We start from the raw sequence: 20411 nt of genomic DNA, 5'->3' as shown, positions 1-20411 counted from the left end.
CCTCAATTGAAATTCAAGTGTGAAAAAGCTATAATAGTAGTCTAGAAAGGAGCAGCCATGCACAATCATCCAAGCGACAATCTCAAACTTGCCGAACGAGGCGCCCTCCTAGCCATTGCCACCTACATTGGCCTATCCGTTACAAAAATCATTGCAGGTGCAGCACTGACATCCTCCAGTTTGATGGCGGATGGTTTCAACAACGTCTCCGATATCGTTGCCAATCTAGCAGTCTTAATCGGCCTACGCATGGCAAGAAAACCAGCGGATAAGGACCACCGCTTCGGCCATTGGAAGATTGAAGATCTGGCCAGCCTAATTACTTCTTTCATCATGTTTTTTGTCGGTTTCAATGTCCTCATTGATACGGCTCAAAAAATCATTAATAAGGAAGAAACCTTGATTGATCCTGTGGGGGCCATCGTTGGGATTGTATCGGCCATCATCATGTTTGGTGTTTATCTTTACAATAAAAACCTAGCCAAAAGGGTAAAATCCAAAGCTCTGGATGCGGCTGCCAAGGACAATCTCTCGGATGCCATCACTTCTCTGGGCACATCGGTTGCCATTATTGCCAGCTCCCTGAAATTCCCTATCGTTGATAAGCTAGCAGCCATCATTATTACGTTTTTCATTCTAAAAACAGCTTATGACATCTTCATAGAGTCCTCCTTCAGCCTGTCAGACGGCTTTGATCAGGACCTTTTAGACGATTACAAGCGCGCTATCCTGGAAATTCCCAAAATCACACGCGTCAAATCCCAGCGTGGCCGGACCTATGGTAGTAATATCTATCTGGATATTATACTAGAAATGAACCCTGACCTCTCTGTCTTTGAAAGCCACGAAATCGCTGACCAGGTAGAGGATATGCTCAAGGAAAACTTTGGCGTCTTCGACATTGATATTCATATTGAGCCAGCTCCAATTCCTGAAGATGAGATTCTGGATAATGTCTATCAAAAACTCCTGATGCGTGAGCAATTAGTCGACCAAGGCAGTCAATTGGAGGCGCTCCTTTCCTCTGATTTTGTCTACATTTCCCAAGATGGTCGCCAGCTGAACAAAGAGGAATTTCAACTAGAGAGAGCTCAAACTTCTCCTATCAAAAATTTAGAAATTACATCCGTCAGCCAAAAAACTAAACTGATTCGCTATCAAATCGGGGATGTCATCCATACCAGCCTCTGGCGTCGCCACGAAGTCTGGCAAAATATCTTCCACCAAGAAACACGAAAAAACAACTAGCAGAAAACTAGTTGTTTTTATATGCTTTCACTTGGTCTGTCGCAACATCCTCTCCAAACCACTTCTCAGCGATTTTCTGGAATTTTCCCTCTTGGTATAATTTCCCAAAAGCAGCATTTACTTTTTCTACTAAAGTACGGTCCGCCTTTCTAGCTCCGACCGCAAAGGCCTCGCTCTCAAATCCAACTGAAAAGACTGAATATTGATCTAAAATTCCTTCTTCTGTCAGATAATAATTGGCATAAACGCGGTCAATCAAGAGACCATCAATTCGGTCGTTTTGCAAGTCAATCAAAGCCTCGTTGAAGCTTTGGTACTGAGTCGCTGTATGATTTTTGACAAAGGTTTTCAATATTTCAGGATTGCTTTCAAATGCTACATAGCCAGAAGATCCCGTTTGAGCACCCAATACTTTTCCTGCCATATCACTGGCCTGTGAGATATGAGAGGACTTTTTGCTGACCAAAACCTGCTCATTTTTCATATAAGGAATGGTAAATTGCACCTTTTCCATTCTCTCATCCGTTGCGGAGTAGCCATTCCAGATAAGGTCAATCGTGCCGTTGGTCAACTCTGTTTCTTTCATATCCCAATCAATCGGCTGCCATTTCACCTTAATTCCATATTCCTCAAAAACAGCGTTGGCCAAATCAATGTCAAATCCTGCATAAGTGCCATCTTTTTGCTCAAATCCCATGGGGACAAAGGTATTATCAAAGCCGATTGTAATCTGTTTTTTCTCCCCATACTTGCTCCAGTTGTCTAGGCTGGGGTCACTGACATTGGAACTACAACCATCGAGCAGAAAAGTTAGGATCAAGGTCAAACAGGCCAAAAAAATATTCTTTAGTTTCATCTGGGCCTCCCTTATTTTGGTGTGACTTTGAGAATAGAATCCGCAATGTTTTCCGCAAACTGCAAATCATGTGTGACCACAATTTGTGTCATCCCCATTTCCCGATTTTGGAGGATGAGTTTTTCTACTTCCAAGCGTAAGGCAGGATCCAAGGCAGAAGTCGGCTCATCATATCCGATAATTTCTGGATTAATCATCATAGCACGAGCCAAAGCGACCCGCTGTTTTTGCCCGCCTGACAGCGAATAAGGATAGGCCTTGGCATGCTCGGACAAGCCTAAGCGGGCCAATAAGCCCTGCGCCTTCTCTTCAGCTTCTTCTTTGGAAACATTCATTGTATGTATTGGTGATAAGGTCAAATTTTCCAAGACAGACAAATGAGGAAAGAGCTGAAAATCTTGAAAGACGAAGCCTAGAAGATTGCGCTTTTCAAGTTCAGTGACATCCAAAATCTCTCCATTATAAATTACTTGTCCCGAATCAATTGTCTCCAAGCCTGCCAGCATACGCAGAAGGGTCGTCTTCCCTCCGCCTGAAGGTCCAACAATGGCCAATACTTGCTTTTCAGGCACAATCAAATTAAAATCCTTTAGAATCTGCTTATCACCAAATTTTTTACTAATATTTCGTAATTCTAACATAATAGCACCTACTTATAATAACTGAATTTCTTTTCGACCTGTTTTGCAACCAGCGTAGCCAGACCGATTAAGAGTAAATAAATCAAGCCTGCAACAAACATCGGTGCCAGACTGGCATCTCGGTTGGCCGCTGTACGACTAGCCAAAATTAAGTCTGAAATGCCTAAAGCATAAACCAAAGAGGTATCTTTCACCAAAGTCATGATTTCATTAAAGACACTAGGTAGCACAATTTTTACGACTTGCGGCAAAATAATCAGGCGAATCGTCTGAACAGGAGTAAATTTCAAAACCTTCGCAGCTTCGTACTGTCCAGTCGGAATGGAAGAAATGCCTCCGCGGAAGATCTCCGCAAAATAAGCAGCATAGTTTAGTGTAAAGGCAATAATCGCTGCAGGAATCCGATCCAGCCGAATGCCGATACTTGGCAACACATAGTAAATGAAGATTAACTGCAATAAAAGTGGCGTCCCGCGCATGATCCAAATATAAATATTAAGCAGCCATTGCAGAGGCTTCAAGCGAATTTGCATCGAAAATGCCAGCATAATTCCCAAAGGAATCGAAAAAAACAAGACCAAAGCAAACACTTGCAAGGTAGTTGCCGCTCCACTTAGAAGACTGGGTAAAATTTCCAAAATATAGCTCATTCTCTTCCTCCTAAATAAATATTATACCATTATAGCAGAATTTTAAAAAAATACAACCAGAAATTACAAAAAAATTATAGTACAAAAGTCGAAGTCGAATAAAATTAAAATCCGACTCTCTTTTCAAGAATCGGATTTATTTGACTATGGGGAGCTTCGTGTCGTTTTGGAACCATTCGAAACAACACAGCTCTAAAACTGACAAATAACCTTCCAACCAAAAGGAGAGGTTAGCTCTTTGTTAACCGCAGTAGGTTCCATTCTGGGAGGGAGCGACTGGTTATTTTGAGGTTATCAAGCGTGAGGGTGTTATTTCAATCCACGCCCCCGTGAAGGGAGCGACATAGCCCGATTTGCGGGGCTTTGTTTAAATACAAATTTCAATCCACGCCCCCGTGAAGGGAGCGACAGCTTATTGACCTGCATAGCGTCAAACAGTCTATAATTTCAATCCACGCCCCCGTGAAGGGAGCGACATTAACAGGCTCAACGAGCGAGTCGAACAGCTCATTTCAATCCACGCCCCCGTGAAGGGAGCGACGATAATTATCGTTACATGAAGGGATTTCCAAAAATTTCAATCCACGCCCCCGTGAAGGGAGCGACAGGTTACTTCCAAAGATACTGCCCTATTTGCATAATTTCAATCCACGCCCCCGTGAAGGGAGCGACCTTGTTAGAAAATGACTACTTTAGCTGGATCAACATTTCAATCCACGCCCCCGTGAAGGGAGCGACATTTAGGCTATAGTATAAATTACCTCTATACTTTATTTCAATCCACGCCCCCGTGAAGGGAGCGACGCTAATCCCTTCTGTTAATAGCAATCCAAGACCAATTTCAATCCACGCCCCCGTGAAGGGAGCGACAGAAGATTTGTCTAGAGTGAATTACTACACACCTATTTCAATCCACGCCCCCGTGAAGGGAGCGACTGATGCCATTGTAGGTTTCGGGAAAGCTGCATTTATTTCAATCCACGCCCCCGTGAAGGGAGCGACCGTATTTTATCCATGCGCTAAATGTGACCTTGCGATTTCAATCCACGCCCCCGTGAAGGGAGCGACATTAAGGAACTGTGGCAAAATAATGAAGGTTTTAGATTTCAATCCACGCCCCCGTGAAGGGAGCGACAGTTGTCTTGGCGGACTATTTATTAGATATTTAGATTTCAATCCACGCCCCCGTGAAGGGAGCGACAAATTTAGGGCGTGGGATAAAGAGACGCAAACCATATTTCAATCCACGCCCCCGTGAAGGGAGCGACGGCCTGCTGGTAAGGCTTCGACTACAGGATTGCCAATTTCAATCCACGCCCCCGTGAAGGGAGCGACCAACACGATCATCAACACAAACTTGTCCAGTGAGATTTCAATCCACGCCCCCGTGAAGGGAGCGACGAAGCGAAAGCGGAAAGATTTAGAAAGAGACAAAATTTCAATCCACGCCCCCGTGAAGGGAGCGACGGAAAGACTGCTCATAATATGTTAGCAGGTATGATTTCAATCCACGCCCCCGTGAAGGGAGCGACATTATAACAAAAGGAGTGATTAAATGCAAAATTTTATTTCAATCCACGCCCCCGTGAAGGGAGCGACTAGGCCCAGCGTCTTCCGTCGATCTCCAGGAAGATTTCAATCCACGCCCCCGTGAAGGGAGCGACTAATTGTTTTTTGACGTAGGGTAACCCCATCGTATTTCAATCCACGCCCCCGTGAAGGGAGCGACAGTGTTGTGACGCAGGCGATGACGCCCGGCGTCTGATTTCAATCCACGCCCCCGTGAAGGGAGCGACTAGACCCTTCGATTTTTGCTACGTCTGTATCATAATTTCAATCCACGCCCCCGTGAAGGGAGCGACATGTGACAAAAAGTATTGACGAGTGATAGAAAAATTTCAATCCACGCCCCCGTGAAGGGAGCGACAGTGCTATTGAGTTATGATGTAACAGATTCATTATTTCAATCCACGCCCCCGTGAAGGGAGCGACTTACATTCAAAATCGAATGGAAGAGTTGCAAGATATTTCAATCCACGCCCCCGTGAAGGGAGCGACGTGATATTATGGTATTGTCGAAAAAGTGAAAACATTTCAATCCACGCCCCCGTGAAGGGAGCGACATTGCGACCTCCAATGCTGGATTAGCTGAAATCATATTTCAATCCACGCCCCCGTGAAGGGAGCGACGAATGCCATTCACATGGAACTACCGCATTGTAAATTTCAATCCACGCCCCCGTGAAGGGAGCGACAAGCAAGCCCTCTGTCAAAAGGACATTTTTAGTTATTTCAATCCACGCCCCCGTGAAGGGAGCGACTTTGGTTAATTACTCATCGATGGAGATGGAGTTTATTTCAATCCACGCCCCCGTGAAGGGAGCGACTTGCATAACCTGACCTGCCTGTACCTCTCGGTTAATTTCAATCCACGCCCCCGTGAAGGGAGCGACGGTTACTAACCTATCCATTTGTTCAAGTGGCAGACAAATTTCAATCCACGCCCCCGTGAAGGGAGCGACGAACTTTAGCAACTTGATCGTGCCTACGAAAAATCTATTTCAATCCACGCCCCCGTGAAGGGAGCGACGATTTGGTCGGACATTCAAAAGATAGTCCCAGTTGATTTCAATCCACGCCCCCGTGAAGGGAGCGACGCAGGTTCACCATCAGCTGTATTACTTTCGATGAATTTCAATCCACGCCCCCGTGAAGGGAGCGACCAAGCTTACCTATGTATTGTCTGTAACCAATCGAATTTCAATCCACGCCCCCGTGAAGGGAGCGACACCTCAAAACGCTAGATATTTAGCTATATCATTTATTTCAATCCACGCCCCCGTGAAGGGAGCGACCAAAGTTGTTTACGACTTTTTAAACGATCGCAATATTTCAATCCACGCCCCCGTGAAGGGAGCGACGGAATGGAGAGATGTGGGAAAAGCGCATCGACACTATTTCAATCCACGCCCCCGTGAAGGGAGCGACTATACAAAGAGTTAAAAGAGCAAACAAGCGATCAAATTTCAATCCACGCCCCCGTGAAGGGAGCGACGTTAAAGGGTGAAAAAAGGTGTATAATTTTATTAATTTCAATCCACGCCCCCGTGAAGGGAGCGACGCAAGTCTGAGCTCACGCAGACTGCGGAAGAGCTATTTCAATCCACGCCCCCGTGAAGGGAGCGACATGAAGTATAAAAAGTTTAGATGGCACTGAAAAATTTCAATCCACGCCCCCGTGAAGGGAGCGACAGAAGCTGTAAAGAGTAAAGCAATATGGTCATAGATTTCAATCCACGCCCCCGTGAAGGGAGCGACTCTTCGTTATCAATAATTGGAATACCTGCTAATTATTTCAATCCACGCCCCCGTGAAGGGAGCGACGAACTGGACGAGTCCTGTCAAGTTATGACGATCCAATTTCAATCCACGCCCCCGTGAAGGGAGCGACTAGAGAAGGACTGCAAAATCCGACACGTCCAATTGATTTCAATCCACGCCCCCGTGAAGGGAGCGACTTTTTCGTGTGTTATAATATAGATAAATTACAGATTTCAATCCACGCCCCCGTGAAGGGAGCGACGAAAACCGTGATATTATTATTTTTTTCTAATTTTATTTCAATCCACGCCCCCGTGAAGGGAGCGACATTTTGACTTTGTCGCTGGCGCGACCATGGACAGAAAATTTCAATCCACGCCCCCGTGAAGGGAGCGAATAGACCCTTCGATTTTTGCTACGTCTGTATCATAATTTCAATCCACGCCCCCGTGAAGGGAGCGACCTGACAAATTCTCATGTTGAAAAGGTGTATTAGAATTTCAATCCACGCCCCCGTGAAGGGAGCGACGCACGCGCCTTACAAAAATCCACTACTCATTTATATTTCAATCCACGCCCCCGTGAAGGGAGCGACTATCTCCTCCTAGACCTTGTAACAAGGTCGCTGAATTTCAATCCACGCCCCCGTGAAGGGAGCGACTTAACAGGGGTTCCATCTGCATTCTGGATTGTTATTTCAATCCACGCCCCCGTGAAGGGAGCGACACTACAGCCTTGATTACGGTTGAGAAATAATCACATTTCAATCCACGCCCCCGTGAAGGGAGCGACGGGAATAGCAATGGAACAGAAAACCACTTGGGATAATTTCAATCCACGCCCCCGTGAAGGGAGCGACAGCAAAAGGTTGTAAAGGGTTAATACTGATTCGTATTTCAATCCACGCCCCCGTGAAGGGAGCGACAGCGCGTAGTTGCACTGTTTTAGGCAAAAATTATCTTTCGAGGAAAGTAAACTCTTCTAGAATTTCGAATTTTTGCCTTATTTTTGTTTATTTTTTGCGCGAAAGTCCTGCTTTTTTCTGAGTAACATCCATTCGCACTAGACTATTTAAAGGAGTAATACCCCTATATCAGGATCATAACTTGTATCACGTCCAATCGTTTCTAGACGATTTTGCCAGTTTTTTCCTAGCAAATAAAAACGAATACTGTCAGACTCAGTGTCAATTATACTCAAAAGCTTAGCTTTTATTTCTACAAATTCTGCAGGAGTTACCGAGCATTCAAAAACTGAATTCTGCACGCGTTGCCCATAATCAACGCATAATTTTGCCACATGACGTAATCTTTTCCTGCCTTGCGCAGTTTCAGTATTCACATCATATGTTACTAATACCATCATAAACCGGCTCCTATATTAAAAACGGTGGATAGGATTCCAATTCTCCACGGATTGCCTTGGCCAATAACTGTGCTTGGACATAGGGCAGTAACATCAATTTCACTTTTTCTTTAGTGAAAGGATGTTCTACTTCCTGATGTTTCCGCTTTTGCCAGGCTTCAATAAAAATTGCACGCCCTTTTTCAGTTAATATGACACTTCCATTTTCCTTAAAGTCAAAATGTTTTTTGCTTAACTGAGCTTTATTTATCAAAGAAAATACAAATCTGTCAACTATATAAACACGAAATTCTTCGACTAAATCCAATGCCAAGCTAGCACGACCTGGCCTATCTGTATGAAAGAAGCCAACATAACTATCCAGCCCTACTGCTTCCAAAGCAGATTGGCATTCATATGTTAATAAACTATAGCCAAATGATAACAAAGCATTGACACAATCTAATGGAGGGCGTCTAGTTCGCCCATTAAACTGAAAAGTCTCCTTATCAGTTAATACTAAATCATTAAAAATACGAAAATATTGGTTTGCTGCCTGACCCTCTATTCCTAAAAGAGAATCCTTGTTTTCAGCTGCTTGAACCTGTTCCAAGGCCCAAGTCAATTCCGTATTCACTTCTTCAAATAGTTGGCTATCAATCCGATCGCGATGATCACGCTTAAAACGTAGTAAATATTTTCTAGAATTTGAAATTTTAGCAAGAATAAAATGTTTTGCATATTCTAGAGATTGTTCTTCATCAGCCAAACGATAATGCTGCCTTCTTAGCAAAACATTCCCATTTGTTTGCCCAACAAATCGACCGCAAAAGCGTCCTTGCGGGGTATGGAAGGACAAATTAATCTGATTCTCAGCACAGAGTTCAATCAAAGAAGGAGACGCTCCCAAATAAGAAAAACAAACAATTCCGTCAATAATTCGATATGGGAAACGACTGATAACTTTACCTTCTTGCTTGATAACGATATTATCTCTTTCACGGGTTAAATAAAAATTATCTTGAGTCAAATATAGAGTATTAAGTAGCTTTTTCATAAGCTATCCTCACTTTTTAATGCTTGGAAAATGTAATTGTCAATATTGCGCGCCTTTTTACTCAAACGCGGCATGCAAATATCAACTAAGGAGCATAACTGACAGTTTTTAAAATATTCAGCTTTTGGAATAAGCTTTTTGTCATAATATTCATGCATTTGGCAAGCTAACTCGGCTACTTCTTTTCGTAAATCAGAGGTGATTTCTATTTGCCTCTTTTGATTCACACTATGGTAATAAAGATAACCATACTCGATTGCGCACCCAAGAGTTTCTTCAAGACAAATCGTTTGAGCAACCAGCTGAACAATATCCCGAGTATCTCTTTTTGGTTTTCCACGCTTATATTCAATAATGACAGGAAGCCATTTGCCACGTTTTCCTTTTAGCGGAACTCCTTTTTCATCCTTATGGAATTCAACCACATCCAATATCCCATAGAGACCAAGCTCTTTTGATGAGACATGCATAGCTCGTGAGGTTATGACATCCTTTCGCTTTTCTTTAATATAAGGATTATCCGCCTTTTGATGCAAAATCTGCCCATGAGCTGTCGCTTCGTTTTCAACCCACTGCTGCTCAATATGAATCAAACTCCATTGGCGCTTGCAGAATTGGAAATGCTGAATACCAGATAACATCAAATAGTCACTTTCAGCATAAACCATTTTACAGTCCTTCTAAGATATCAACTTTCAATCCTTTAGCTTCATATTCTGCTAATTTTTCTTGATTCAGATGAATGCGGTAGTCATCGTAACTATCTTTATCCTGTTTTTCTTTGTCAAATTCAATCAAATCAAAAACACGCGCACTGGAAACATTTCCTAACTTATTAGAATGAGTAAACCAGAAGACTTCCCTCACGCGCATAGAACCTTCTGGACGAGCAGAAGAAGCATCGTTTTCAAAAAGACTAACGAGCACTTCCTTAATAACTTCAGCATCTTCGTTAGAGAATCCTGTTTTTTCAGCAAAATTTGGATTAATAGAACCTTTGATGACATAGACACCATAGTCCACAAAATGCTTGGTCCCCATCGTATCAGATGAACGTCCACCTGCTTTTTTAGGTTCGACACCATTTGTGCTTCGAGTAATCTGTAAACTAGAGATGATGATTGGATCCAAAGATTTAGCCATGCTGACAGAAACCGGTCCACGAATAGCAAACGAGCGATCTTTTAGATAAGTGAACACTTGACCAAACGAACGGACATCCATCCATAATTGATTGGCTTTTTCATTAATTTCTTCATCTGATTCTTTTCCTGTAAATTGAGTCTTAAACCGTTTCTCAAGTGAATTAAGCCCATCCTCAATGCGATCGTTTGCTTGTACAAAGATGGTGTGGCCAAAATCCTGCATCCGATTGCGGATTTTTCGCTTGATGGCTACATCGCTGATTAAGCCTTGATTGGCTGCATTTGTTCTTGGCATATTTCCTGACAAGGGATCTCCATTTGCATTAGCTTCCCTCACTTCAACCGTTACCATAAAATCAATCTTGTGTTCCAACATCTGCTATTCCTCGCTTTCATTTTTTTCTTGTTTTGTATAAAAGAATTGCTTTTCAGCATAGTAACCAAAAATAAATTGATAATCCAAGGGATCATTGATATCCTTCTTTGCCATTAGGGGGCTGAGTAATTGGACAATTTCTGCTCGCTCTTTGTCTAATTTATGAAAGATTCCATGAGCGTTTAATTTCACAGCCTCTTCATAAGGCTTGATTTTATTTACTAAATTCATCATTAATTTAGCTGGCTGGCTGGTATAGGCATTCCAGTACCTCTCGGCATTTGTTATCCTATTAGATTCTTTCTTGTCCTTATTTGGATTCTCAATTTCATATTTTTTCAATTCCATCAATTCAAAAATAACTAATAATCTTCCGAAGAGATAGGAACGATTAGTATTTTCGTGATCTAACATTGGTTTAAACTCCCTTCCATATTGTTTGTGTAAAATCGCTAAACTTATTTGCTGCACCTGAGACCAGTGATTAGGGTACTTTTGTCGCTGTTTAATATTCGTTTCTAACTTCTTAACGATAGTACTAGGCACTGGATTCCCATCAATCAAAGCTGTTACTAATTGCTGATATTGATCGCTCTTAAAACTGTCATTGTCCAATTCTAAATATTGTTCTCTATCAACACCGTAAGCAGCATTAATAATCTCACTAAAAGTAGGCGTTCTAAATTTATAATTTTCTACTTTAGTTTTTGGTTCCCAAGAGTAATTTTCCTGCCATGATTCCAGATTTTTCAATAATTGTGAGATCTGGAGCTGACGGAAATATTTTAAAGCAATACGACCATTGCTTGTTTTATTTAGTATTGCAACGTAGTAGGTTGCATCATTGCCAAATAATTTTCTTCCTTTAATAAACGAAGACCTTATTTTTTTATTTACTTGGTTCGGTTTGAGGAAAACCGAACTGTCTTTTTGGTCTATATCATCTTCAAATAATTCATTAAAAACCGGCTTAACAATATCCAATTGACTCTCATTCGCTAAATCATCACTAAACCAATTGATGAGATATTGTGACGATCCTAGCCAAGTACTACTGTTTTTATTTTCTAGCAGATACTTAATCATTAAATGAATTTTTTCTGAAGTTTCATAGCCAACACTAAAAACATCTTCTCGCTCCTTAAAGCGCCCTTTATAGGCCTCTCCTTTATTACTAACCGAAATAATTTTAGCATTCCCCATCAGTCCTCGATGCTTATTGGTAATTTGCTCCGTTCGTCCGCTAATATTACATATTCCCAAATTATCCTGATTAGCTCTTACAAATGAAATATATGATTGATGTAATTCCTTGTAGCTAGTCACTGATTCATCTTTAAAATCATTAAATCGTACAATTGAAAACTCTAGGAAATAAGCGGATAAATCAACAGTCTTGTTTTTTCCATCAGAGTCAGAATAGGTGATTTTCAATCCCTCTCTTTGGTAATGCTCACCATATAAAGACTGAAGAATGCTACTTAGAAAATCTGTTTGGAGAATAAAATGCTGAATTTTTATCAAAAATTCCTTGACTCTACCTTCCTCACAGTAAGCAATCCAACTAGCTAATTGTTTATGAAAATCATCATATTGCGATTGACTCACTTCTGGTATATAATAAGAAAACTTGTCTACAAGAGGATGTGGAGCAGGATTGCTACCAGATCTTGCTACAGAATTTGCAGTCACAGGAAATATAATCGTTTGATTATCATACATGAATTCTGCCTTATAGAAACTGCCATCCTGATCCAACTTAACTGCAATAATATTTTTACCATTTGACTTCAAACTAGTATGATAAATCGGAAGCAAAACAGGATTGTCCCCACTTTGTTGGTCAACTAAGCCAATTTCTTCTGCTTTTTCATAAGCTTTTAAGAGAGAAGTAAAAAAATCCATTAGCCTTCTCCTTTCTCCATAGCATCATATTCCCTAAGTTCATCATCAACGGACTTAATCTGGCCAGGTGTCTTAAAGGTGTAACTAGATAAAGTATTTACAATTTCACACTCAGACTGAGGCTTAAACTTAATCAACCCATTCTCCATCACTGTTTTTGTGAAATAAGATTTTAACGGTGTCGTTTCGTCTTTTGGGTAGGCGAAAGAATGAAACATAATACCCAAATCAATAGTAATGCCATCGTAGTAAGAAGGAGTATTCTCATACTCTTCCTGACTAATTTCATCGACTAAGCCAAAGCATTCGCTGGTTCCTAAAAAAATATTGCGTCGCCCACCTTTTCGAATGGAACGTTCCATAATGGCTTCATGCTTTTTAGGTAGCCTATCTTGCATCAAATCTTCACGATTTTCATTCCAAATGAAATGGAATTTCACTAGATATTCCACATCACTCAAGTATGAAACATAACTCAAATCCGCACTGTAATCATGTAACAAAGCACGAACACCATGTAGCTCTGTCTGAATTTGATTCATGACCTTAACTTCAGTAACAACATTTGTGAAAGTCGGCTTGTAGTACACAGCATCAATTATGCCTTGGAGAGCTTGTCGAGTAGGAACTTGGTACGACGATCTCTCTCCACCACCTTTAGTTGCAGGATTTGTAAAAAGAGCCTGTCCGCTACGTATCTTTACATAGAAATTTCTTGATCTGTACAAGGTTAAAACCTCCTTCTGTGATTCTATAAACCTATCTTAGCACTTGAGATTTCAAAAGTCAATTATTTTCTTTCTATATTTAGTGTTTATAAAATAGTTATTGATTATATGGATCAATTTTGATATAATCTAGCCATCATAGTGCTATCTATGTGGATTGAAATTATATTTAGTGCTTATTTATACTGAATTACAGGTCAACGAAGTCCTCTACTGACTCTCGTCGACCTGTTTTCTTTTAATTTTTACATCAGAAAACTTCCTGACTCTAGGGTGATCCCCTTTTTCTCATCATAATAACCATCTGACAATATCTGAATTTGCCCATTCAAATATGATTTTGTCGCTTCAAGTATTTGATCGTGCTGACGAACATTTACCGTATAGGGCTGCAATTCCTTTAAAAGCGCTTTTATTGTTTGATAGTCTTCGACAGATGGGTAATCATATTCACACAATTCTTCTAAAACCAACAACTTTTCAATAGCGTCTCCATACGGAACCAACACCCCTATTGTGTCATTGTTTATTAAATTCATTTTCAAACCAGCAGTTTTAAAGGCTTGTTTTAACTTTCCTTTAAAATCATTACTGTCTTGATATGAATTTATGCTTAAATAATCATAAACTGATTCACCATGCGATAAAGGATAATCCATTGAACCTTGATTATTAGCATAATAATATTCAAAAAAATCCCGATTTAAAAGTGACATTTCAATAGGCGATGAGATCTTATGGATAATATGCTCTGTGGCGTCTTTCTTAGCTTTTATTTCTTTCAAGCGTGATAGATTTTCCTCTTCAGAGGTAAGATTGACTAAGGTAACTTGACCTTTATCACGTTTACCTTCACGATTGCATCGGCCACTAGCTTGCACAATTGAGTCAACTCCTGCATAAGATCGGATGACGCGATTAAAATCAATGTCAACTCCAGCTTCAATTAGTTGCGTACTAATACAAATAATAGGTATTCCTTTTTTAAGATGTTGTTTAATTTCCGCTATAATGTCTAATCTGTGCTGAGCACACATATTAGTCGAAAGTTGATAAATAGGTCTATCAGTCAATCCTTCAAGCATCATATAGAATTTATCAACTGTCTTCTTGGTGTTAAAAATCGCAAGAATAGACTCGTCATTTTCCAGTACAAAATCTACTAAATCTGACAGGTTCGAATGTTGATTATTTTCATCAAATTTTCTAAGTTCTGTTCTTGAAAAGACTGCTTTTTCTTCATGAGTTAACTCAACAATATCAGCAGCTTCACCATATTTCCCACCATAGAAAAGTTTATGTTTGATAGTAGCAGAATCATAAGCAGGCTGTGTAGCCGTACATAAGATAATAGTCGTGTTCATAACTTTATTTAAGAAATTCATGGTTAAATTAAATAAAGTTGTCACCTCAATAGGCAATGATTGCACTTCATCTAAAATCAAAACACTATTCGCTAAACTAGAAAAACGGCGAATATTTGCTGATTTAGTTTTAAATAAAGTTTGAAAAAATTGAACCATTGATGTCAAAACGACTGGACTATCCCAACTTTCTATCAGGTACTCTGGTAATAAGCTCTCTTTTTCGTCTCCCTTATCCTCGTTCTCTTGTTTGTTCTGTACAACATTTGAATGATGCTCTAGTACCCCATCTTCTCCAATAACTTTTTTAATAGCTGCCGCATTTTGTTCTAAAACAGATAAAAAAGGCGTAATATAGAAAAATCTTGATTTATTTTGATCAACTAACTGATGAAAGGCATATCTCATACTAAGATTCGTTTTCCCAGCGCCAGTAGGAAGATCTAAGCGATAGATTCCCGTTGAATCTTTTTCCCCTCTACTCTTAACTCGTTCACCAATTTGTGAACGAATCTCATTCAGTCTTGTAGTTGGATGACCAAAGCTACGATATTTTCGCTCAATAGCTTCAAGATAAGAAGCATTTAGTTTTTGTTTTTCTTCATCTTTTAAAGGTTCAATGATCAGGCCATAAGCATTGACAGTATCTAGTATATCTGCATTCTTCAAAAAGGATAAGTACATCCGAATAAAACAACCACTATAATATTCTTTCTCACTTTCATCAGACCAACTAAGTTTAGACCAGGCTTGCTGGTAATTTGCAAATGCTTTTTCGATTAAATCGTTTAAATCACAGTAACCATGAGGATTTAATTCAGCTTCTAATTCTTGAGCAAAAGGTAGAATATCTTCTTGGTAAGCAAGATTATTCATACATTTTGTCATTCTATGCCTTAATTTATTGAATGCAAATTGTTCTGCTTGAACACCATCATCTTCCAGAAAAATATTATACATACCGTGGTGAGCTGAAATAACATAAGCACTGATCTCCTGAAAAAGTATCCTATCTTCCATTGGAATACTTGATTTTTTTAAACATGCTTGTATACTTTGAAAGAGATAGATAGCTCCAGCAGATGAATGATCAACATGCTTGTTAGGTTGCATTTCCAATTTATCTTGAAAAGCTTTATTTGCCTTGCCTAAATCATGATATAAGCCTAGCAAAAAAAGCACATCACCCTGTCCTAAAAGTTTCGCTTCTTTTCTTCCACTTTCAGCAACATTTATTAAATGTATTTTTAGCGATTGCATTTCGTTCGTATCACGATTATAATGAGCTTTTATCATTTTTACCCTCATTTCATTTAGTGTTAATGTTGGAAAAAATAATCCAACCTTAAATTTATAATTTAGATTAAAGCGCCTAAAAAAATAAAGCGCTTTCATTTTTAAAGACAATAGTTTTTGAAGTATTATAGACAGATTACAGAATACTTAAAAGAATAATGCCTTAGTCCTAGAAAATGAATCCTTTATCAATGCGACCATATAGATTAAAACATTACTAATGACCTATACTATAATTATTTATCTTCAATAAAAATCACTGATAATCTTCATAGGAACATATTCAAAACACTATATTGATATCATTGTAAACTTAAAAACTAAAAATTTCAATAGATTATGAGTATTTTTGTTACTTTCTATTAAAAAACGCTACAACATTTGCTGTATCACTCATTTTCCATTCTTCTATATCTCCATATCTACAGTTATAAAGACTGATATTACTCTCGTTACTCGGTAATGACAGTAAGCCATCTGGCTCCTTTAGGCTGAGGATTTCCACTAATCCTAGAAGAAAATAGTTTTGTTGTAATTATTTTAGAACGATTTTATGAACAATCTTTTGTCCACACTCCTCTTTAATTTTTGTAAAAAGTGAGCGCTAATGCTTGTGTGCTCCACTGCAAAAAACTTACTTTCATCATCTAGCTTCCGATAGACCAATCTCTTTTGAGCATGTATAAGTCTATACCCATCATTTAAAACAACAAAAAGAAGAAATCATAACCAAATCAGAAAAATCTTTGCCCATTTTGTGCCCCTTGGCTAAAATTTAGACACACTAAAACCCTTGAAAACACTGTATTTTCAAGGGTTGTTTCAATATGATATATGTCCCCTGCCGGAATCGAACCAGCAACTACTCCTTAGGAGGGAGTTGTTATATCCATTGAACTAAGGGGACTAGAGAAAAACTCTGCCAAGTGACAGAGTCATTTCTGATATTAACGACGGATTTCTTTGATACGCGCTGCCTTACCTTGCAATGCACGAAGGTAGTACAATTTAGCACGACGAACTTTACCGTAACGAACGACTTCAATCTTGTCAACACGTGGAGTGTGGATTGGGAAAGTACGTTCAACACCTACACCGTTAGAGATTTTACGAACTGTGTAGTTTTCTGAGATTCCAGCACCTTTGCGAGCGATAACGACACCTTCAAAGATCTGGATACGTTCGCGAGTTCCTTCGACAACTTTCGCGTGAACGCGGACAGTGTCACCAGGACGGAATGCAGGGATATCTGAGCGAAGTTGACCTTCAGTCAAGCTTTGAATTAATGGATTCATTTTTTCTCCTATCTTGCTAATCTTGTAGCTCTAGACGACAGCGGATTAGCCGTTTTTTTAGTGCATCCATTTATGCACAAAGTATATTATATCAAAATTCTAGTAAAAGTAAAGATTTTTAGATAAAAATTCCTAAAATAATCGCTAAAAATCCTAAAAAGTAAGTCAGCATCAGATAGAAGCTAAACTTCTTCTTATCTGAGAACAGCTCTGCTAATTCCGCATTAAAGGTGGAAAGAGTTGTTAAACCGCCACAGAAACCTGTTGCCAAAATGCTATACAGCTGCTTATCTTGGATATGATTGTAAAAATATCCAATCAAAGAGGCTCCCAGTACATTAGCCATCAAGGTGCCTATTGGCAAAGCAGCTCTGCTATTAACCTTAGAAAAAAAGTAACGGACAAGAGCGCCTAGACCGCAAGCAATGAGCAAAAACAAAATCATGCGGTCACCTTCCTTCCAGCCCATAAAGCAATGCAAAGGCTACCTCCGATACTCAAGACAAGATATACGATTAATTCTGGATAACGGCCTAAATCCAGCAATTTGAGCGAATCTAATAGAAGACTAGAAAAAGTTGTCAAGCCACCACAAAATCCTGTCGACAAAGCCAATAACAAACGCTTGGAAACTTGCTTGCGACGGAGATAGCCTTTAACCAAATAGACTAACAAGAAAGTTCCCAAATAGTTGACCAAAAGTGTCGCTAGCGGAAAATGTCCCGTAAATGTGAAAAAGGATGAGCATTGATAACGAAGTAAACCGCCTAGCATAGCTCCAAAGAAGATTGCTAAAGAATTTTTTACTTCACTCATCTTATTTTCTTCTCCTGAAAAGCGCGTGAATGCTTTAGGATATCCGTAAAGGTTGCAAGAATCGGCTCTTGATAATTCGTATTTTCGATCTTACTCGCAACTTTAGCAAAAATCCTTTCTTCTCGTTTAGGATCTGCAACGGCCTTCCCAGTCGATTTTTTAATAGCCACAACTTGGCCGACCAGATTCATGCGTCTCTCTAGTAAGGCAACGAGCGCATCATCCACTTGATCAATTTCCTGTCTAATTTCTTCTAGCTTCATCTACTTCCTCCTTGTATGCTATCTATCATAACAAAAATTAGGAAAATGTTCTAGTTTTATCCTAAATAAAAAAGGTCCTAAAGACCTTAAATTAAAAGAAAACTCGCTTAAGCGAGTTTTTATCCGCAACCTAAAATAGTCCCCTGGACTGTTTTAGCCAACGGACCCTTCCATGCTCATGTTGATGAGTTGGTTGAGTTCAACGGCGTATTCCATTGGAAGTTCTTTGGTAATGGGTTCCATAAATCCGTTGATAATCATAGCTGTAGCTTCTTCTTCACTGATGCCTCGGCTCATCAGGTAGTAGAGCTGATCCTCGGACACTTTGGAAACCTTGGCTTCATGCTCTAACGCGACATTGGAATTATGGATTTCATTAAAAGGAATGGTGTCCGAACTGGATTCACCATCCATCAGAATGGTATCGCATTCGATATGGGATTTGGAGCCAGCGCTATTCTTGCCAAAGCGAACCTGACCACGATAGTCAGTCTTTCCACCATCCTTAGCCACTGATTTAGAAATCAAAGTACTGGATGTCTTGGGCGCATTATGAAAAACCTTGCAGCCCGCATCTAAGTGCTGGCCATAGTTGGCAAAAGACATGGATAGAACAGAAGTTCTTGCGTTGCGGCCGTTGAGAACACTGCAGGGATATTTCATATTGACCTTACTGCCTAAGTTACCATCAATCCACTCCAAGGTTCCGCCTTCTTCAACAATCCCCCGCTCCGTTACGAGGTTATAGACATTGTCCGACCAGTTTTGAATGGTCGTATAGCGGAAAAAGGCATCCTTTTTGACAATGATTTCGACATTTGCTGCATGAAGGCTATTAGTCGTATAAGTTGGTGCTGTACAGCCCTCAATATACTGGATGGAGCCGCCCTCCTCGATAATCATCAAGGAACGCTCAAACTGGCCGGCATTTTCACCATTGATACGAAAATAGGTCTGAACAGGAACTTGGCACTGGACGTTCTTGGGCACATAGATAAAGGTTCCGCCAGACCAAACCGCACTATTAAGCGCAGAAAATTTATGCTCAGCATTTGAAATCACTGTACCAAAATACCGCTTAACCAAGTCTGGATATTCCTGAACAGCCGTATCCGTATCAGTAAAGATAATCCCCAACTTGGCAAACTCTTCCTTCATATTGTGATAAACCACTTCCGATTCGTACTGTGCCACAGCTCCAGACAGAAACTGCTTCTCAGCTTCTGGAATTCCCAAGCGGTCAAAGGTCTCCTTAATCTCTTCTGGGACTTCATCCCAACTACGAGCCCGATCTCCGCTTAGTTTCTGGTAGTAGATAATATCATCAAAGCGAATACCTGATAAATCTGGTCCAAAGTTAGGCATGGGTAACTTATGAAAAAGTTCCAAGGAGCGGAGGCGATAATCCAACATCCACTGGGGCTCATTCTTGATTTCTGAGATTTCTCGAACTACTTCTTCGGTCAAACCTTTACCAGTTGAAAAGAGTGGCTTGACATTATCATGAAAGCCAAAGGCATAGTCGCGTTCTTTCATAGAAATTCCTCCTTTATCTAAGGGATAACGCTTACTTATATTATACTCCTAATCATGAGAATTGTCAGAAAATAATACTTTAACAAAAGAAAAACGGCCACAGCCGCTTTCCATATTGTCTTTTTAAACTTTACTTACCAACTCTTCCGCAAATGCTTCCAAGCGCTCAATATCATCTTCCTCTGCAGAAAGATCTACTTTGACACATTCTGAACCTTTCACTGCTCCTGTAGCCGCAAAAACAGCATCAAAATCATCAACAGCCTTGCAGAATTCATCATAGAAAGTATCGCCTGAACCGACCACTCCGTAGACCTTGCCAGACAAGTCCAAACCAGACAAGTCTTCGTAGAAGTCCATCATCTCATCCGGCAGCTCACCGTCACCGTAGGTATAGGTCGCTACAATCGTAATATCCGCTTCCAAGAAATCTTCTGCATCGACAGTGGTACACTCGTCCACTTCAACTTCTACATCTAGTTCTCTTAGCTTATCCGCCACAATATCGGCAATTTCCTCGGTGTTTCCAGTCATACTGGCAAATACAATTTTCGCTAAGGTCATAGTTCC

Annotated in this window: 17 protein-coding genes, 1 tRNA gene and 1 CRISPR repeat array; of the genes, 1 reads left to right on the top strand and 17 read right to left on the bottom strand. The window is 40.1% G+C overall.

Features of this window, described 5'->3' with window-relative positions:
* Nucleotides 1-57: 57 nt before the first annotated feature.
* A complete protein-coding gene (locus FZ941_RS08710; RefSeq protein WP_148887577.1) occupies nt 58-1248 on the top strand; it encodes a cation diffusion facilitator family transporter in 1191 nt (396 codons plus the stop codon).
* A 7-nt stretch (nt 1249-1255) separates the two neighbouring features.
* Here FZ941_RS08710 and FZ941_RS08705 read toward each other — a convergent pair whose 3' ends face one another.
* The 17 genes from FZ941_RS08705 to FZ941_RS08625 form a co-directional block, all read right to left on the bottom strand.
* Nucleotides 1256-2104 carry an amino acid ABC transporter substrate-binding protein gene (locus FZ941_RS08705; protein WP_148887576.1) on the bottom strand — a complete coding sequence of 283 codons (849 nt, stop codon included), beginning with the start codon at nt 2102-2104 and terminating at the stop codon, nt 1256-1258.
* Between the two features lie 11 nt (nt 2105-2115).
* On the bottom strand, nt 2116-2745 hold the full coding sequence (locus tag FZ941_RS08700; RefSeq protein WP_148887575.1) for an amino acid ABC transporter ATP-binding protein: 630 nt from the start codon (nt 2743-2745) through the stop codon (nt 2116-2118).
* A gap of 8 nt (nt 2746-2753) precedes the next feature.
* Nucleotides 2754-3395, bottom strand: coding sequence for an amino acid ABC transporter permease (locus tag FZ941_RS08695; protein ID WP_148887574.1), 642 nt, complete (start codon nt 3393-3395; stop codon nt 2754-2756).
* Nucleotides 3396-3706: 311 nt separating this feature from the next.
* Nucleotides 3707-7641: a CRISPR direct-repeat array (repeat unit 32 nt; unit sequence ATTTCAATCCACGCCCCCGTGAAGGGAGCGAC).
* Between the two features lie 146 nt (nt 7642-7787).
* Complete coding sequence (cas2, locus tag FZ941_RS08690; RefSeq protein WP_002930608.1) at nt 7788-8081, bottom strand: CRISPR-associated endonuclease Cas2; 294 nt, start codon at nt 8079-8081, stop codon at nt 7788-7790.
* 10 nt (nt 8082-8091) lie between these two features.
* Nucleotides 8092-9117 carry a type I-C CRISPR-associated endonuclease Cas1c gene (gene cas1c / locus FZ941_RS08685; protein WP_148887573.1) on the bottom strand — a complete coding sequence of 342 codons (1026 nt, stop codon included), beginning with the start codon at nt 9115-9117 and terminating at the stop codon, nt 8092-8094.
* Complete coding sequence (gene cas4, locus FZ941_RS08680; RefSeq protein ID WP_187418407.1) at nt 9114-9785, bottom strand: CRISPR-associated protein Cas4; 672 nt, start codon at nt 9783-9785, stop codon at nt 9114-9116. The genes cas1c and cas4 overlap by 4 nt, the downstream gene beginning before the upstream one ends.
* Nucleotide 9786: 1 nt before the next feature.
* Nucleotides 9787-10638 (bottom strand): type I-C CRISPR-associated protein Cas7/Csd2, encoded by an 852-nt coding sequence (gene cas7c / locus FZ941_RS08675; RefSeq protein ID WP_148887572.1) that lies wholly within the window; start codon nt 10636-10638, stop codon nt 9787-9789.
* A 3-nt stretch (nt 10639-10641) separates the two neighbouring features.
* Nucleotides 10642-12543 (bottom strand): type I-C CRISPR-associated protein Cas8c/Csd1, encoded by a 1902-nt coding sequence (cas8c, locus tag FZ941_RS08670; protein WP_148887571.1) that lies wholly within the window; start codon nt 12541-12543, stop codon nt 10642-10644.
* A complete protein-coding gene (gene cas5c / locus FZ941_RS08665) occupies nt 12543-13271 on the bottom strand; it encodes a type I-C CRISPR-associated protein Cas5c (RefSeq protein ID WP_148887570.1) in 729 nt (242 codons plus the stop codon). The genes cas8c and cas5c overlap by 1 nt, the downstream gene beginning before the upstream one ends.
* A gap of 245 nt (nt 13272-13516) precedes the next feature.
* A complete protein-coding gene (gene cas3 / locus FZ941_RS08660) occupies nt 13517-15931 on the bottom strand; it encodes a CRISPR-associated helicase Cas3' (protein WP_187418406.1) in 2415 nt (804 codons plus the stop codon).
* 835 nt (nt 15932-16766) lie between these two features.
* Nucleotides 16767-16838, bottom strand: a tRNA-Arg gene (locus FZ941_RS08655).
* A gap of 40 nt (nt 16839-16878) precedes the next feature.
* Nucleotides 16879-17226 carry a 50S ribosomal protein L19 gene (gene rplS / locus FZ941_RS08650; RefSeq protein ID WP_005590628.1) on the bottom strand — a complete coding sequence of 116 codons (348 nt, stop codon included), beginning with the start codon at nt 17224-17226 and terminating at the stop codon, nt 16879-16881.
* Nucleotides 17227-17344: 118 nt separating this feature from the next.
* Entirely contained in the window at nt 17345-17671 is a 327-nt protein-coding gene (crcB, locus tag FZ941_RS08645) for a fluoride efflux transporter CrcB (protein ID WP_148887569.1), read from the bottom strand.
* Nucleotides 17668-18042, bottom strand: coding sequence for a fluoride efflux transporter CrcB (gene crcB, locus FZ941_RS08640; RefSeq protein WP_148887568.1), 375 nt, complete (start codon nt 18040-18042; stop codon nt 17668-17670). The genes crcB (FZ941_RS08645) and crcB (FZ941_RS08640) overlap by 4 nt, the downstream gene beginning before the upstream one ends.
* Entirely contained in the window at nt 18039-18305 is a 267-nt protein-coding gene (locus FZ941_RS08635; protein ID WP_148887567.1) for a chorismate mutase, read from the bottom strand. Before FZ941_RS08635 ends, crcB (FZ941_RS08640) begins: the two co-directional genes overlap by 4 nt.
* Before the next feature lie 153 nt (nt 18306-18458).
* Nucleotides 18459-19841 carry a Fe-S cluster assembly protein SufB gene (gene sufB / locus FZ941_RS08630; protein ID WP_148887566.1) on the bottom strand — a complete coding sequence of 461 codons (1383 nt, stop codon included), beginning with the start codon at nt 19839-19841 and terminating at the stop codon, nt 18459-18461.
* 123 nt (nt 19842-19964) lie between these two features.
* Nucleotides 19965-20405 (bottom strand): flavodoxin, encoded by a 441-nt coding sequence (locus tag FZ941_RS08625; protein ID WP_037586414.1) that lies wholly within the window; start codon nt 20403-20405, stop codon nt 19965-19967.
* Nucleotides 20406-20411 lie beyond the last annotated feature (6 nt).

Origin of the sequence: Streptococcus sp. Marseille-P6264, from assembly GCF_902460355.1 — a bacterium.
In the GTDB taxonomy this organism is placed as follows: domain Bacteria; phylum Bacillota; class Bacilli; order Lactobacillales; family Streptococcaceae; genus Streptococcus.
The sequence above is the reverse complement of the archived record's forward strand: the minus strand, read 5'-3'. Positions and strand labels throughout refer to the sequence as shown.

Coding starts and splice junctions, on each gene's coding strand:
- cas8c (WP_148887571.1), bottom strand. CDS start 12,543: ATGGATTTTTTTACTTCTCTCTTAAAAGCTTATGAAAAAGCAGAAGAA.
- FZ941_RS08705 (WP_148887576.1), bottom strand. CDS start 2,104: ATGAAACTAAAGAATATTTTTTTGGCCTGTTTGACCTTGATCCTAACT.
- FZ941_RS08625 (WP_037586414.1), bottom strand. CDS start 20,405: ATGACCTTAGCGAAAATTGTATTTGCCAGTATGACTGGAAACACCGAG.
- FZ941_RS08700 (WP_148887575.1), bottom strand. CDS start 2,745: ATGTTAGAATTACGAAATATTAGTAAAAAATTTGGTGATAAGCAGATT.
- FZ941_RS08635 (WP_148887567.1), bottom strand. CDS start 18,305: ATGAAGCTAGAAGAAATTAGACAGGAAATTGATCAAGTGGATGATGCG.
- cas4 (WP_187418407.1), bottom strand. CDS start 9,785: ATGGTTTATGCTGAAAGTGACTATTTGATGTTATCTGGTATTCAGCAT.
- crcB (WP_148887568.1), bottom strand. CDS start 18,042: ATGAGTGAAGTAAAAAATTCTTTAGCAATCTTCTTTGGAGCTATGCTA.
- rplS (WP_005590628.1), bottom strand. CDS start 17,226: ATGAATCCATTAATTCAAAGCTTGACTGAAGGTCAACTTCGCTCAGAT.
- cas2 (WP_002930608.1), bottom strand. CDS start 8,081: ATGATGGTATTAGTAACATATGATGTGAATACTGAAACTGCGCAAGGC.
- FZ941_RS08695 (WP_148887574.1), bottom strand. CDS start 3,395: ATGAGCTATATTTTGGAAATTTTACCCAGTCTTCTAAGTGGAGCGGCA.
- cas1c (WP_148887573.1), bottom strand. CDS start 9,117: ATGAAAAAGCTACTTAATACTCTATATTTGACTCAAGATAATTTTTAT.
- cas7c (WP_148887572.1), bottom strand. CDS start 10,638: ATGTTGGAACACAAGATTGATTTTATGGTAACGGTTGAAGTGAGGGAA.
- FZ941_RS08710 (WP_148887577.1), top strand. CDS start 58: ATGCACAATCATCCAAGCGACAATCTCAAACTTGCCGAACGAGGCGCC.
- cas3 (WP_187418406.1), bottom strand. CDS start 15,931: ATGATAAAAGCTCATTATAATCGTGATACGAACGAAATGCAATCGCTA.
- crcB (WP_148887569.1), bottom strand. CDS start 17,671: ATGATTTTGTTTTTGCTCATTGCTTGCGGTCTAGGCGCTCTTGTCCGT.
- sufB (WP_148887566.1), bottom strand. CDS start 19,841: ATGAAAGAACGCGACTATGCCTTTGGCTTTCATGATAATGTCAAGCCA.